This is a genomic window from Arthrobacter sp. AIWTK1 (genome assembly GCF_056680535.1).
Window position 1 is genome coordinate 3,839,020 of sequence record NZ_CM155287.1, and the last position, 14,807, is coordinate 3,853,826.

The 14,807-nt window shown below is 66.6% G+C and carries 12 protein-coding genes; 6 read left to right on the plus strand and 6 right to left on the minus strand.

Annotated elements, in window-relative coordinates; all coding sequences use genetic code 11:
* Positions 1-2: 2 nt before the first annotated feature.
* The 4 genes from AC1MDG_RS17605 to AC1MDG_RS17620 form a co-directional block, all read right to left on the minus strand.
* Entirely contained in the window at positions 3-1,031 is a 1,029-nt protein-coding gene (locus tag AC1MDG_RS17605; protein ID WP_479805579.1) for an FAD binding domain-containing protein, read from the minus strand.
* Positions 1,022-2,323 carry an XdhC family protein gene (locus AC1MDG_RS17610; RefSeq protein WP_479805581.1) on the minus strand — a complete coding sequence of 434 codons (1,302 nt, stop codon included), beginning with the start codon at positions 2,321-2,323 and terminating at the stop codon, positions 1,022-1,024. Before AC1MDG_RS17610 ends, AC1MDG_RS17605 begins: the two co-directional genes overlap by 10 nt.
* 221 nt (positions 2,324-2,544) lie before the next feature.
* On the minus strand, positions 2,545-4,041 hold the full coding sequence (locus tag AC1MDG_RS17615; RefSeq protein ID WP_479809134.1) for an NCS2 family permease: 1,497 nt from the start codon (positions 4,039-4,041) through the stop codon (positions 2,545-2,547).
* A 14-nt stretch (positions 4,042-4,055) separates the two neighbouring features.
* Positions 4,056-4,550, minus strand: a complete 495-nt coding sequence (locus AC1MDG_RS17620; RefSeq protein ID WP_043483989.1) for a nucleoside deaminase — start codon at positions 4,548-4,550, stop codon at positions 4,056-4,058.
* 390 nt (positions 4,551-4,940) lie between these two features.
* Here AC1MDG_RS17620 and AC1MDG_RS17625 point away from each other — a divergent pair, with 390 nt between their 5' ends.
* Positions 4,941-6,305 (plus strand): 8-oxoguanine deaminase, encoded by a 1,365-nt coding sequence (locus AC1MDG_RS17625; RefSeq protein WP_479805583.1) that lies wholly within the window; start codon positions 4,941-4,943, stop codon positions 6,303-6,305.
* 101 nt (positions 6,306-6,406) lie between these two features.
* Complete coding sequence (gene ligD / locus AC1MDG_RS17630) at positions 6,407-7,624, plus strand: non-homologous end-joining DNA ligase (RefSeq protein WP_479805585.1); 1,218 nt, start codon at positions 6,407-6,409, stop codon at positions 7,622-7,624.
* Between the two features lie 149 nt (positions 7,625-7,773).
* Here ligD and AC1MDG_RS17635 read toward each other — a convergent pair whose 3' ends face one another.
* Positions 7,774-7,962 (minus strand): hypothetical protein, encoded by a 189-nt coding sequence (locus tag AC1MDG_RS17635; RefSeq protein WP_479805587.1) that lies wholly within the window; start codon positions 7,960-7,962, stop codon positions 7,774-7,776.
* Positions 7,963-8,324: 362 nt separating this feature from the next.
* On the opposite strand from AC1MDG_RS17635, the gene pucL reads away from it, so the two are divergent.
* The 4 genes from pucL (at position 8,325) to AC1MDG_RS17655 (ending at position 13,659) form a co-directional block, all read left to right on the plus strand.
* Positions 8,325-9,233 (plus strand): factor-independent urate hydroxylase, encoded by a 909-nt coding sequence (pucL, locus tag AC1MDG_RS17640; protein WP_043484000.1) that lies wholly within the window; start codon positions 8,325-8,327, stop codon positions 9,231-9,233.
* Positions 9,234-9,407: 174 nt separating this feature from the next.
* A complete protein-coding gene (locus AC1MDG_RS17645; RefSeq protein WP_479805589.1) occupies positions 9,408-10,913 on the plus strand; it encodes a nucleobase:cation symporter-2 family protein in 1,506 nt (501 codons plus the stop codon).
* A 163-nt stretch (positions 10,914-11,076) separates the two neighbouring features.
* Complete coding sequence (locus AC1MDG_RS17650; protein WP_479805591.1) at positions 11,077-11,901, plus strand: MurR/RpiR family transcriptional regulator; 825 nt, start codon at positions 11,077-11,079, stop codon at positions 11,899-11,901.
* A 195-nt stretch (positions 11,902-12,096) separates the two neighbouring features.
* Entirely contained in the window at positions 12,097-13,659 is a 1,563-nt protein-coding gene (locus AC1MDG_RS17655) for an NCS1 family nucleobase:cation symporter-1 (RefSeq protein WP_479805593.1), read from the plus strand.
* Between the two features lie 182 nt (positions 13,660-13,841).
* Here the strand turns inward: AC1MDG_RS17655 and AC1MDG_RS17660 are convergent, their stop codons facing one another.
* Complete coding sequence (locus AC1MDG_RS17660; protein ID WP_043484012.1) at positions 13,842-14,597, minus strand: IclR family transcriptional regulator; 756 nt, start codon at positions 14,595-14,597, stop codon at positions 13,842-13,844.
* Between the last annotated feature and the right edge of the window lie 210 nt (positions 14,598-14,807).

The following is a 14,807-nucleotide window of genomic DNA, read 5'->3' on the forward strand; positions in this document are numbered from 1 at the left end:
GCTCAGGCCCCTTCCTGCTGAGGCGACGCCTGCGACGTAACGGTGTGCTGTGAACGGTGCGCGCCGGGCTCCGCCGAACTGCGCTCTTCCAAACTGCGCTGCGTCAGACCGGGCCGCGGCGGCCAGAAGTCCCCGGACACCCGGGCCGGCGGGACCCCTGCCGGGGATGCCAGTTCAGCCCTGATTTCTTCGGCCAGCCGGTACGTCATGTCTTTCCGCCAGGCGGGCAGGCCGTGGATGTCGTCGTGGTACAGCCCTTCGGGGATGGCGGTGTCGAGTGCGTCGACAAGCGCCGCCGCAGATGTGGACGCGCCGGACGGCTCATCTTTGGATGTCGCCGCGAAGCGCAGCTGTACGGGGCGTTTTGTGGCGGCGGTGACGGTGAGGACCAGAGTGCCGTCGGCGTCGAGCCTTCCGATCAACAGCACCCCTGATCGGCCCAGGTTGCTGAGCGACAGGCGCCGGAAAGCGACCCGGGCGGCCAGCGCAGATGCCGGGAGGTGGATGCTGCGCAGCAGCTCGCCCGGGGCCAGGCAGTTCTTGCCGTCCCCGGTGACGAACTCGGCCACCGGCACGGTGCGGCCGGTGCCGTCCGTCCCGAGCACCGTGGCCACTCCGTCGAGGGCGGCGCAGAGCGAGGTCATCGGGCCGGCGGGCAGCGAGGTGCAGAGGTTGCCGCCCACGGTGGACATGTTCCAGACCTTGAAGGAGGCCACGAAGGAGTCGCAGCAGGGGCGGATGAGGTCCAGGGCGGGCCAGTCAGTGTCCCGGCCTGCCGCGGCAGCGGACCCGGGCAGGGCGTACAGCTCCGCCACAGTGCAGGTCGCCGCGAGCTCGATGCCCGCATCCGTCACCGTGACGGCGGGCCAGCCGGCGGAGCCGAGGTCCAGCAGCCGCCGGAGCGGTTCTGTGCCGAAGGCAAGGCTCCCGTAGGAGAAGAGCACCGTTCCGCCGGCGAGCCACGCATCGCCGTCGCGCCATTCGGACGGGTCCTCGGTACGGACCACCGCCTCGATGGTGTTCATGTCCATGGGGTCTCCTGATGTTGCGGGGTGTTGACGTTGTGACTGGGGCCGGTTCCGTGGATGGGGCCGGTTCGGTGGATGGGGCCCGCGCCGTCTTTCAGCGACGCCGCCTGCACGGAGGCACCGGCGGAGCGGGTGCGGCTGGCCACGAGTTCGGCGGTGATGGACACGGCCACTTCGGCAGGGGTCACGGCACCCAGGTCCAGCCCGATGGGCGAATGCAGCCTGGACAGGTCCTCGGGGCCTACCCCTGCGGCAAGCAGGGAATCGACGCGCTGCCGGTGGCTGCGCCGCGAACCCATGGCGCCCACATAGGCCAGGTCCAGGCCCAGCGCGGTCTGCAGCAGCGGGATGTCGAACTTGGGATCATGGGTCAGGACGCACGCCACGGTCCGGGCGTCGATCCGCCCTGCCGCGGCTTCCTCAGCCAGATAGCGGTGCGGCCAGGCAGTGACCACCTGGTCCGCCCCGGCGAACCGCGACTGGCCGGCGAAGGCCGGCCGTGCGTCGCACAGGGTCACGTGGTAGCCCAGCAGCTGGGCGGCGGGCAGCAGCGCGGCGCCGAAGTCGTTGGCGCCGAAGATCAGCAGGCGGGCGGGCGGCAGCCGGCTCTCCACGAGCAGGGTGATGGGCTCCGGGCTGGTGGCTGAGTTCGTGGCCTGGCCCGGCGGCACGCCCATGCCGGAAAGGCAGCCCCCGGCTGGCGCGAGCCGGACCAGCCCGGTCCGGCCGCCGCGCAGCAGGGGTTCCAGCTGGGCGGCCGCCGCCCGCATCAGGCGGGCCGCCGCGCGCGGGGACAGCTCAGGCAGTCCCAGCAGCACCGCGAGTTCCGCAGAATGCTCCACCAGGAAGCTTGCCGGGTCCGGAATCACGACGGCGCCGCCCCCGTGGGCGTCCACCCGCCGGATCAGCGCGAGCGCGCTGCCGGGCTCCTGACCGGCAAGGACCCGCAGGTTCTCCAGCCGGAGCCCGCCTGGCGCGGTGCCCAGGGGTTCGATGTGGATCTCCAGCTCTCCCCCGCAGGTGAGCCCGACGGCGAACGCGTCCTCCGTGCTGTAACCGAAAAACTCGCGGCGCGTGCCGCCGTCGTGCAGTGCCGCCAGCGCCGCCTCCACGACGGCCCCTTCAACGCAGCCGCCGGACAGGCTGCCCAGGACGTCGCCGGCTTCGGACACCAGCATGGACGTGCCCAGCGGCCTCGGTACGGATCCGCCGGCCCCCACCACGGTGGCCAGTGCGCAGCGCTGGCCGGTGGTGGCGGGCTGCCATTCCTTCAGTGAAGGCATCAGATCCAACATTGCTGCACTCCCTTTTCCTGTGCGGCGATGGTGTCCATATTCTCGTTCCTATCGTGCGCCGGGGGAAGCACCGGCAGTGGTGGCGCCTGCGTCAGTTTGATTGCAGTTTGTGGCTTGCGGTTGGTGGAACAGCCGGTGTACTGGAACAGCGGTTGGGTGGACCGGGGCCGGCCCCATCTGCCTGCCCCGGTCCGGTCTGTGTAATCCCTAAGCGGGACTCCCTACGCGCCCAGCAGGGCGTTGATGGGACCGCGGGCGAAGTAGATCAGGAAGCCGGCCGTGACCACCCACATCAGCGGGTGCACCTTCCGGATCTTGCCGGAGCAGGCACTGATGACCGCCCAGGAGATGAAGCCCACGCCGATTCCGTTGGCGATGGAGTAGCTCAGCGGCATGGTGACGATGGTCAGGAAGGCCGGCAGTGCCACGGAGAACTTGCTGAACTTGATCTCGCGGATCTGGGCCATCATCATGGCGCCAACAACCACCAGCGCTGCGGCGGCAACTTCCAGCGGCACCACTGACGTGAGCGGCGTCAGGAACATCGAGCCCAGGAACAGCACGCCGGTGACCACCGAAGCCAGTCCGGTGCGGGCGCCTTCCCCGATGCCCGCGGCGGAGTCGATGTACACCGTGTTGGACGAACCCGACGTTGCGCCGCCGGCAACGGCTCCCAGGCCTTCGACGATGAAGGCCGACTTCAGCCGCGGGAAGGTGCCGTCCTTGTGCGCCACACCGGCGCTCTTGGCCAGTCCGGTCATGGTGCCCATGGCGTCGAAGAAGTTGGTGAACACCAGCGTGAACACCAGCATGGTCGCAGCGAGTCCGCCGATCCGGCCGAAGGCGCCGAACAGGTCGAACTGCCCCACCAGGGACAGGTCCGGAGCGGACACCAGCTGGCCGGAGAGGACAGGGGTGTTCAGGTGCCAGCCGCCGGGGTTGCTCGCGCTGCCGGGGCCGATTTTCATGACTGCCTCGACCACCGCGGCGAGCACGGTGGTGGCCACGATGCCGATCAGCAGTCCGCCCTGCACTTTGCGGGCCACAAGGACGCCCATGACCAGCAGGCCCACGATGAACACCAGGGTGGGGACCGAGGTGATGGAACCGTTGTCACCGAGCTGGACCGGAGGCCCCGCCGTCGTGGCGCGGACGAAGCCGGAATCCACGAACCCTATGAAGGCGATGAACAGGCCGATGCCCACCGTGATGGCCGCCTTCAACTCCTTGGGCACTGCCCGGAAGATGGCCGTCCGCGCGCCGGTGACGCCGAAGAGGACGATCAGGATGCCGTTGATGACCACCAGGCCCATGGCCTCGGCCCAGGTGACCTCCTGGATCACGGCCACGGCCAGGAAGGAGTTGATGCCCAGGCCTGCCGCGAGCCCGAAGGGCAGGTTGGCGATCAGGCCGAACAGGATGGTCATGACGCCGGCGGTGAGGCCGGTGACGGCACCCACCTGCGCTGCGGACAGCCAGCCGCCCGCAACGTCGGTGGGGGCATTGTCCGCGCTGAAACCGCCCAGGATCAGCGGGTTCAGGATGACGATGTAGGCCATGGTGAAGAACGTGACCAGGCCGCCGCGAACCTCGCGGGCCACGGTGGAACCGCGCTTGGTGATTTCGAAGAAACGGTCCAGGAAGGCGTTCGACGGCTGCGGGCGCTTAGGGGCGGCCGGTTGTTGCCGTTCGTCGGAGGTGGTGTCCAGGATTGTCATCTCAGCCACCGGCCCTAGTAATCAATCCTGGAGTCGAGCGTGTTCCAGGTGGTGAACGGTTCGAGGACCGGAGGAGCCTGCGGATCCTCGAGTTCAAGCCGGGCCACCGGCATCAGCGCATCGCGCTGGTCGTTTTCGAAGTACTCGTAGAACACTGCGTCGTCGAAACCCACGGAGGCGGCATCGTGCCGGTCCGCCGCGAACACCACACGCTCCACCCGGGCCCACAGAGCCGAGGCCAGGCACATGGGGCACGGCTCGCAGCTGGTGTAGAGGGTGGCTCCGGTGAGGTCGAACGTGCCGAGTTCACTGCACGCGCGGCGGATGGCCGTGACTTCGGCGTGGGCTGTGGGGTCATTCGTGGCGGTGACGCGATTGACGCCGTCGAACGCTTGTCCGTCTGCGGTGACAATGACGGCGCCGAACGGCCCGCCGCTGTTGAGGACGTTGGCAGTGGCCAACTCGATGGACCTGGCCAGGAATTCCTGGGCCGTGACGGTGGTACTCATGATGCGACTCCCTTTGCTGGGAAGCCGGTACGCCGAGGTGGAACGAAAAGGCCAGATGCGACGGTTACCAGGCTTCAGCATGTGCTTTTGAAGGTTAAGTTGCGCCTGGTAGATAGCTTCCCCGGTGTCCGGGGGCCCGCCTTTGGCAGAATCGAGACTAGCACCGGAACGTGAGCTGCACCATAGGTTTCGGAAAGTTAATTTCGTGATGTGAAATTCGGGTTTCCGTGCTGTCACAACACGTTGGCACGATTCCCGCCGTTGACGCGGCGATTCCCGCCGCCTTACGCTGATGCCCAACCGGCGCCACGGGCGCCGGACGCCTGGATCAGCAGACAGGCCCTCACTGAGCTGGAACTTCGTCCGCACGCTCAGGCAGGAGCCCGCCCCATGACCACGCACCCCTCCGATTCCCGGCTCTGGATCCGGAATCCGCTCGCAGCCTTCACCGCCAACAGCCTTGACGGCTCCGGGGGCGTCGTGGTGGCCGGCGGAGTCATCACGGAAGTCCTGGCCGCCGGCCAGCTGCCGTCCACACCCTGCCAGGAAACCTTCGACGCCGGCAGCCACGTCCTGCTGCCCGGCCTGATCAACACCCACCACCACTTCTACCAGACACTCACGCGCGCCTGGGGGCCGGTGGCCAACGCTCCGCTGTTCCCGTGGCTGCAGAATCTGTACCCGGTTTGGGCACGGCTCACGCCGCGCGACCTGGAACTGGCCACCACCGTTGCCCTCGCGGAACTGCTGCTCTCCGGTTGCACCACCGCCGCGGACCACCACTACCTCTTCCCGGAGGGCATGGAAGACGCCATCGACATCGAAGTCCGGGCGGTGCGGGAGCTCGGCATGCGGGCCACGCTAACCCGCGGCTCCATGACACTCGGACAGGACGACGGCGGCCTGCCGCCGCAGTCCACCGTCCAGCAGCCGGACGTGATCCTGGCGGACAGCGAACGGCTTATCCGCGAGTACCACCAGCGCGGCGACAGCGCCGTCATCCAGATTGCCCTGGCGCCGTGTTCGCCGTTTTCCGTGACCAAGGAGATCATGGCCGAAAGCGCCGCCCTGGCGGAACGGCATGACGTCCGGCTGCACACGCACCTGGCCGAAACCCTCGACGAGGAGGACTTCTGCCGGGAGATGTTCGGCCTGCGCACGGTGGAGTACCTGGAGAGCGTGGGCTGGCTGGGCAACCGGACCTGGCTGGGCCACGGCATCCATTTCAGCGATGCCGAGATCGCCGCACTGGGAGCCGCGGGCACCGCCGTCGCGCATTGCCCCACCTCCAACATGCGGCTGGCTTCGGGCACCGCGCGGGTGCTCGAACTGGAGGACGCAGGAGTGCCCGTAGGGCTCGGAGTGGACGGATCAGCGTCGAACGATGCCTCGAACATGATCCTGGAGGCGCGGCAGGCGCTGTACCTGCAACGGCTGCGCTACGGGGCGCAGGTCCCCGTGGAGCGTGCGCTGGGGTGGGCGACCCGGGGGTCCGCGGCGGTCCTGGGCCGGTCAGACCTGGGCCAACTGGCGCCCGGGATGCAGGCCGATCTGGCGCTGTTCAGGCTCGACGACCTGCGGTTCTCCGGCAGCCACGACCCCCTCGCCGCGCTCCTGCTGTGCGGAGCGGACCGGGCCGACCGCGTCATGGTGGGCGGGCAGTGGCGCGTGGTGGACGGCGCGATCCCGGGGCTGGACCTTTCCGGACTGATCGCTGAGCACTCGGCCGCGGCACGGAAGCTGGTGAGCGGGTAGGTTCCCGGGGCCTTCGCTTGCCGGTGCCTTCGCTGGCCGGTGCCTTCGCTGGCCGGTCAGCGGGTCTGGCCGCGGCATCCGATCGTTGCTAGCGTGGCGGAATGAGCCCCTCGAAGGCCCCGGCCGAGATCCTCGACATTGACGGCACCGAGGTTCGCATCTCGAGTCCGGACAAGGTGGTGTTCCCCGAGCCCGGGCTGACGAAGCTCGACCTGGTGCAGTACTACCTCGCCGTCGCGGACGGTGCGCTGCGCGGCGCCGGCGGGCGGCCGATGGTGCTCAAGCGATTCCCGAAGGGCATCGACGCCGAACCCTTCTTCCAGAAGCGCGTACCGGAGAACCACCCCGGCTTCATCGACACGGCAACACTGCACTACGCGTCCGGGACATCAGCCGAAGAAGCCGTGATCCGCGATGCCGCCGGCCTGGCGTGGGTGGTGAATCTTGGCTGCCTCGACCTTAACCCGCATCCCGTGCGGGCCGAGGACCTCGAGCACCCCGACGAACTCCGGGTGGACCTCGATCCGATGCCGGGGGTCGACTGGTCCCAGATCGTCGATGTCGCCTATGCGGCGCGGGAGGTGCTCGACGACGTGGGGCTGGTGGGGTGGCCGAAGACGAGCGGCTCGCGCGGACTCCACATCCTGGTGCGCATCGCGCCGCAGTGGTCGTTCCGCGACGTGCGGCTCGCCGCTGAGACCCTGGCCCGCGAGGTCGAAAACCGCACTCCCGGCCTCGCCACCGCGCGGTGGTGGAAGGAGGAGCGCGGCGAGAGTGTGTTCGTCGACTTCAACCAGAACGCAAAGGACCGCACGGTCGCCTCTGCGTACTCGGTCCGGCCCCTGCCCGACGCCCGGGTTTCCATGCCGCTCACATGGGACGAGGTCCGCTCCATCCGGCCGGAACAGTTCACCGTGCTTACGGTGCCCGGGCGCTTCGCGGAGGGGGGCGATCCGCACGCCGGGATCGACGACGCGGCTGGCAGACTGGACGGACTCCTGGCTCTGGCGGCCGAGCTAGGCCCCGCCGAGAAGCCGCCACGCGGCGGCGACGGCTCGGGCCGCCGGCAGTCGGTGATGCCGCTCATCGAGGTGGCCCGCACCAGGACCAAGCCCGAGGCACTCACGGCGCTCGACGAATGGAAGACCCGGCACGCGGATCTCGTCCCCGCCCTGCACCCGGCCGACGTGCTCGTCGACGGCATGCGCGGATCAAGTTCGCTCTGGTACCGGGTGCGGGTGAACCTGCAGCACGTCCCCGAAGCGGAGCGTCCGCCGCAGGAGGAGCTCATCGCCGACTATGACCCGTGGGCCGGCTAGGAATGGCCGGGGCGCCCGGGCACACCGGGCACCTGAGGCCTGCGACGCGCAAAGTGCCCATCGACACGCAAAAGGCCTGGCGACACCCGGATTCCAGTGTCGCCAGGCCTTGTGCGTGTCATCAGCGAAGATGCGTGTCGTCAGGCCCGTTATGAACGTTGGCCGCCGAAACCCTGCAGGCCGTGGACCCAGCGCGAGAAGCGGCCCGGGACATGCTCCCGGTCTGCAGGCAGGTAAAAGTCCGGATCCGTTCCGCCTCCGAGGGGGAGGTAGAACTCCTGGACTGAGGGTGCCGCCGTCTGTGCCGGTGCAACCGGCGTTGTGTCCTGCTGGTACATCTGATCCTCCTCCGAGGTGGTTGATGGTTAGTTCAAAGATTCCGCAAAACGGAAAAGAACTTTTGCTATGTGAAATAGCCTAGAGCGGCCCCCTGGCGTTCGTCAATGGTTCCGGGCACCCTCGGTCACAATCCGATTTTTCATCTAGTGATGTACACCACGGCGATGCTCGGCTACGCTTTAAGTCAACTCGTGGCGTAGGTCACGTAACCTGGGAGCAGCAGGCAGGGTCGTAATGAGCTGGCGTCATTGGATGCCGGCTCTTTTTTGTTGGGTCGGCTCCATCAGAAACGCGTGTGTAACACGCGCTTAATTTCAATGATGGAACCTAGGTTCCACATCACGGAAGTTGGGAATAGACCATGAGCAGCAAAATCATCCTCGGCCAGAACCAGTACGGCAAGGCCGAAGTCCGGGTCGTCAAGATCACCAGGGACACCGACCGCCACGAGATCGAAGACCTGAACGTCACCTCGCAGCTCCGCGGGGACTTCGCCGCCGCCCACCTTGAGGGCGACAACAGCCACGTCGTGGCCACGGACACGCAGAAGAACACCATCTACGCGTTCGCCCGTGAAGGCGTCGGCTCGCCGGAAGCCTTCCTCCTGCGGCTGGGCGAGCACTTCACGTCCAGCTTCGACTGGGTCACCGGCGGCCGCTGGGAAGCCGAGTCCTACAGCTGGGACCGGATCCAGGCCCACGGCGCCGAGCACGACCACTCCTTCGTGCGCAACGGCCAGGAAGTCCGCACTGCGGTGCTGGTCCGCGACGGCGCGGCCGCCCACCTCATCTCGGGCCTGAAGGACCTCACCGTCCTCAAGTCCACCCAGTCCGGCTTCGTCGGCTACCCGCGGGACAAGTACACCACCCTGCCGGAAACCACGGACCGCATCCTTGCCACCGATGTTTCGGCCCGCTGGCGCTTCAACGCCAACACGGACTTCAGCTCGCTGGACTTCAACAAGAGCTACGAGGACGTCAAGAGCCTGCTGCTGGAGGGCTTCACCGAAAAGTACTCCCACGCCCTGCAGCAGACCCTGTTCGACATGGGCGCCAAGGTCCTGGAAGCGCACAGCGAAATCGACGAGATCAAGTTCTCGATGCCCAACAAGCACCACTTCCTGGTGGACCTCTCGCCATTCGGCCTCGACAACCCCAACGAGGTCTTCTTTGCAGCCGACCGCCCGTACGGCCTGATCGAGGCCACGGTCCAGCGCGAGGACGCCACCCCGGCGGACATCGCCTGGTCCGGCATCGCCGGCTTCTGCTAAACCGCACCCGGTGGTTGAGCCTCTCGACGCCCCCGGGTATCGACAGGCTCGACCACCGGGCGCCTCCCGGCCTCTCCCCAGCTCGACCACCTGGGCCACCAACGATTCACAACTGTTAGCCAGACACCGTTAGCCAGACAAAGACGTCTGCCATGAACACCAAGAAAGTCTGCCATGAACACCAAGAAGAAATCGGCCGCTGCAGTGGCCGCCTCCGGCCGCAAGAAGTCCGACCGCCCCGAAGACCAGAGGCTGCCCATCGGAAGCACGTTTGCCTACGGCTTCCAGCACGTCCTCACTATGTACGGCGGCATCATTGCCCCGCCGCTGATCATCGGCGCAGCCGCCGGCATGTCATCGCAGGACATCGGCCTGCTGATCGCCGCCTGCCTTTTCGTCGGCGGCCTCGCCACCATCCTGCAGACCATTGGCATTCCGTTCTTCGGGTCCAAGCTCCCGCTGGTCCAAGGCGTCTCCTTCGCCGGCGTTTCCACCATGGTGGCAATCGTCCACGGCGGCGGCGGGATCCAGGCGGTGTTTGGCTCGGTGATTGCTGCCTCGCTGATCGGGCTGCTCATCACCCCACTGTTTTCCAAGATCATCCGTTTCTTCCCGCCGGTAGTGACGGGCACAGTCATCACCACCATCGGCCTGACGCTGATGCCGGTTGCCGCCAACTGGGCCATGGGCGGCAACAACAAGGCACCGAACTACGGCAGCATGGCCAACATCGGCCTGGCCGCGGCCACCATGGCGATCGTGCTGCTCCTGAGCAAGGTGGGCAACGCCGCGATTTCCAGGCTGTCCATCCTGCTGGCCATGGTGCTCGGCACGGGGATTGCCTTCGCCTTCGGCATGGCTGACTTCTCCAAGGTGGGCCAGGGCGAAATCGTTGCGTTCCCCGCCCCGTTCGCATTCGGGCCGCCCACCTTCGAGATCGCCGCGATCATTTCCATGCTGATCGTCATCCTGGTGACGCTCACCGAAACCTCGGCGGACATCATTGCCGTGGGCGAAATCGTGGGCACCAAGGTTGACTCCAAGCGCATCGGCGACGGCCTGCGGGCCGACATGCTCTCCAGCGCCATTTCCCCGCTGTTCAACTCCTTCACCCAGAGCGCCTTCGCCCAGAACGTTGGCCTCGTTGCCATCACGGGCGTCAAGAGCCGCTTCGTGGTCAGCGCCGGTGGCCTGATCCTGGTGATCCTCGGCCTGCTGCCGGTGCTTGGCCGCGTGGTCGCGGCGGTGCCGACGCCCGTCCTGGGCGGTGCCGGCGTCGTACTCTTTGGAACCGTTGCCGCAAGCGGCATCCGGACACTCGCCAAAGTGGAGTACAAGAACAACATGAACCTGATCATCGTGGCGGCGTCCATCGGCTTCGGCATGATTCCGATCGCTGCACCGGCGTTCTATGACAAGTTCCCGTCCTGGTTCGGCACCATCTTCCACTCGGGCATCAGCTCGGCCGCCGTCATGGCGATCCTGCTCAACCTGCTCTTCAACCACCTCAAGGCCGGCAACTCCGAGAACCAGTCGGTTTTCGTGGCCGGCACCGGCCGGGTGGTCCGCGAAGAGGACCTCAAGTGCCTGGCCCACGGCGACCGTTTCGAAGACGGCAAGCTGATCGACTGCGACGGCAAGGAAGTCCCGGTGGAGTCGGCGTCGAAGTCTGACCACTAAGTTACGCCCACCGGCACAGGCACCACCCGCCTCGACAGAGCGCGAACGGACAGCTGCGGCCCCTTTCCAACAGGGCCCCAACTGTCCGTTCGCGCTTCTGCGTCGATCATCCGTGCCGCCGCGGCCGATGCTGCAGCCACCCCTCCTGTGAGACGGTTGTTTCATGAGGATCGACGAACGAATCCAGCGGCACTATGCGGAGCTAAGCCCCCAGGAACAAAAGGCGGCAGACACGCTCCTGGACCGCCTCGGGGAGCTCGCCGTCTACAACGCCGCGGAACTTGCCAGGCTCAGCGGTGTCTCCAAAGCCACCATGAGCCGCCTGTTCCGGCGGCTCGGCTTCGAGGATTTCAACGAGGTCAAGGAACATACCCGGTCCATCCGTTCCAGCGGCATGCCGCTGGGTCCGCAGTCGTCCGACGGCGGCCTGGCCGCTCACTGGGGGCAGGAGCAGGAAAACCTGCGCCGGCTGGCTGAATCGCTCGACGAGGACAGGCTGTCAGAGGCCAGCGGCAAACTCGCCGGTGCCGGCACCGTGCTGCTGCTCGGCTTCCGCAACAGCTTCCCGGTGGCGCTGCACTTCCGGCAGCAGCTCCTCCAGTGCCGCCCCGCAGTATCCGTGGCACCGCAGCCCGGGCAGAGCCTCGGCGAAGAGTTCGCCGGCCTGGGCGCCGGCGACGCGGTGGTCCTGTTCGGCTTCCGACGGCGGCCTGCCGGTTTCCGCAAGATCCTCCAGGCAGCGTCGGCCACCGGGGCAGCGACCATCTTGATCGCGGACCCGAGCGCCCGCCTTCTCGCTGCCGACGCCACCATCTGGCTCGAGTGCCCGGTGGACGGCGCCCACGCCTTTGACAGCTACGCCGCGGCCATGAGCCTGGTCAGCGCGCTGGCCAACGGTGTGCTCATCGCCTCGGGACGGGCCGGCCGCGAGCGGGTCCGCGAGGTCACGGGCATGTTCGACACACTGGGCGAGATCGAAGCGCGCTAACCCGGCCCGGCGCCCGCCCGGGGCGCCCGCGCGCCGCCGCCCCATACCGCCGCCGCATACCGTCGGCGCAGCACAGCAACGGGCTGAAGTAAACAGGATTTGTTGCGCCAGAAACAGCTCTGAAACATTGGTTCCATCTAATTGAAAGTGCGAAACGGCCGGATCGGCGGCTGTCCCCATCTCTTAGAGGAAACCATGACAGATTCCGCGACGGCCGCACCCCGGGTGGCGGCTCCCGCCCGCACCGGCCAGCTCCCCGACTACGATCCCCAGCTCAGCAATGAGGATCTGGTGCCCCTTAAGTACCAGCGCTGGACCAGCTACAACCTGTTCGCCTTCTGGATGTCGGACGTCCACAGCATCGGCGGCTATGTCACGGCAGGAAGCCTCTTCGCCCTGGGCCTGGCCAGCTGGCAGGTCCTCGTGGCGCTGCTGGCGGGTATCGTGATCGTCAACATCTTCTGCAACCTCGTGGCCAAGCCCAGTCAGCTGACCGGCGTGCCGTACCCCGTCATCAACCGGGCCGTCTTCGGCGTCAAGGGCGCCAACATCCCGGCAATCATCCGCGGACTGATCGCAGTTGCCTGGTATGGCGTCCAGACCTTCCTCGCCTCCGAGGCCCTGGTGATCGTCTTCCTGAAGTTCTTCCCCGGCATGGCGCCGCTGTACGACGTCGAACAGAACGGCTTCCTGGGCCTCTCCACCCTGGGCTGGATCTGCTACGGCATCCTCTGGGTGGCACAGGCCGCTCTCTTTTGGAACGGCATGGAAAGCATCCGCAAGTTCATCGACTTCGCGGGCCCCGCCGTCTATGTGGTGATGCTGGTCCTGGCCATCTACCTGGTCTCCAAGGCGGGCATCGGCAACATCAGCCTGAACCTCTCCAGCGGGCCGCCCCTGGACTTCGCCGCCTCCATCCCCGTGATGGTCTCCGCGATTGCCTTGGTGGTGTCCTACTTCTCCGGCCCAATGCTCAACTTCGGCGACTTCGCCCGGTACGGCAAGAGCTACAAGGCGGTCAAGAAGGGCAACTTCCTGGGCTTGCCGGTGAACTTCCTGTTCTTCTCGCTCCTAACCGTCATCACGGCTTCCGCCACCATCCCGGTGTTCGGCCGCCTCATTACGGACCCGGTCAAGACGGTCCAGGAAATCGACACCGTGTTCGCCGTGCTGCTGGGCGGGCTGACCTTCGTCATCGCCACCGTGGGCATCAACATCGTGGCCAACTTCATCTCGCCCGCGTTCGACTTCTCCAACGTCAGCCCGCAGAAAATCAGCTGGCGGGCGGGCGGCATGATTGCCGCCGTCGGCTCCGTCATCCTGACCCCGTGGAACTGGTACTCCAACAACGACGCCATCCACTACACACTGGGCGTCCTGGGCGCGTTGATCGGCCCGCTGTTCGGCATCCTGATCGCCGGGTACTACGTGGTGAGCCGGCAGAAAGTCTGGGTGGACGACATGTACACACTGAAAACCACTGGCCGGTACTGGTTCCGGAACGGCTACAACCCGAACGCCGTCAAGGCCGTGGCCATCAGCGGCGCCATCTCCATCGCCTCTGTGGTAATCCCGAAGATCCTGCTCGACACCGGCGCCACCGCGGTGAACGCCACCTGGATCGGCAACTACAGCTGGTTCCTTGGCTGCGCCCTCGGGTACGTGGTCTTCCAGGCCCTTGAGCGCAGGTCCCCGATGATCTCGCTCGAACCAGCCGGCGAGGAGAGCGGCGCGGTCAGCGACGGCACGCTGGTTTAGCACCCGCCGCCGTCGAACTCCGAACCCGCCGCCCGCTGAATAAGCGCGAACGGACACTTGCGGCCCCCGGAAGGCGGGCCGCAAGTGTCCGTTCGGACTCAGCCGGGCGTCCAGGAGAACGACGGCGGGCGTCGCCGCCGGGGCTTAAGTGTCCGTTCGCGCTGGACTTACGACGGCGGGGGTCAGTTTTGGTTGAGCTCGTCGGAGATCGCCTGGGCTGCTTCGCGCAGGAGCGGCACGGCACGTTCGGCGAAGGACTGGTCCACGCGCGAGACCGGCCCGGAGACCGAGATGGCCGTGGGCGTCGGCGCGTTCGGCACTGCCATCGCGAAGCAGCGGACGCCGATTTCCTGCTCCTCCTCGTCGATGGAGTAGCCGCGTTCACGGATCAGCTTCAGGTCAAGGAGCAGGGAATCAACGTCGCCGATGCTCTTGGGGGTGGGTGTGGGCATCCCTTGGCGTCCCACAATCCCGCGGACCGTGTCATCGTCCAGCTGGGCCAATATCGCCTTGCCCATGCCGGTCGCGTGCATGTAACCGCGTTTGCCCACCTCGGTGAACATCCGCATGGAGTGCAGGGACGGCACCTGAGCCACGTAGATGACCATGTCGGAGTCCAGGACGCCCATGTTGGCCGTCTCCCCCAGCCGGTCCACGAGGGACTTGAGCTGCGGCCGGGCCAGTGCACCGAGCTGCTTGTTGGCGCCCTCGCCGAGCCGGATGAGCCGCGGACCAAGTGCATACCGCCGGTTGGGCAGCTGGCGGATGTAGCCAAGGGTGACCAGGGTGCGCAGCAGGCGGTGGATGGTGGGAAGCGGCAGATCGGTGGAGGAAGAAAGCTCGCTGAGCGTAACGTCTCCGCCGGCGTCAGTGATCAGTTCCAAAAGTTCGAAGACGCGCTCAACGGACTGCACGCCTCCCGGGGCTTTTTCAGCCATAACCGTGGTCTCCTGCGGTATCGGTTCCGACAACTCTTATCCACATCGTGAAAAAAATTGCTTAGAAGACCCAAGATACAGCACGCGTCCTCCCCCGTCGATGCGCGCCAGGGGCTTGTGTTTCCACAAAGTAGATAATAATATCCATAATACGAAAACATTTGATTGAGCAGTACGCCCCGCTGCGCTCAGCGTCCGGGGCCCGACCAG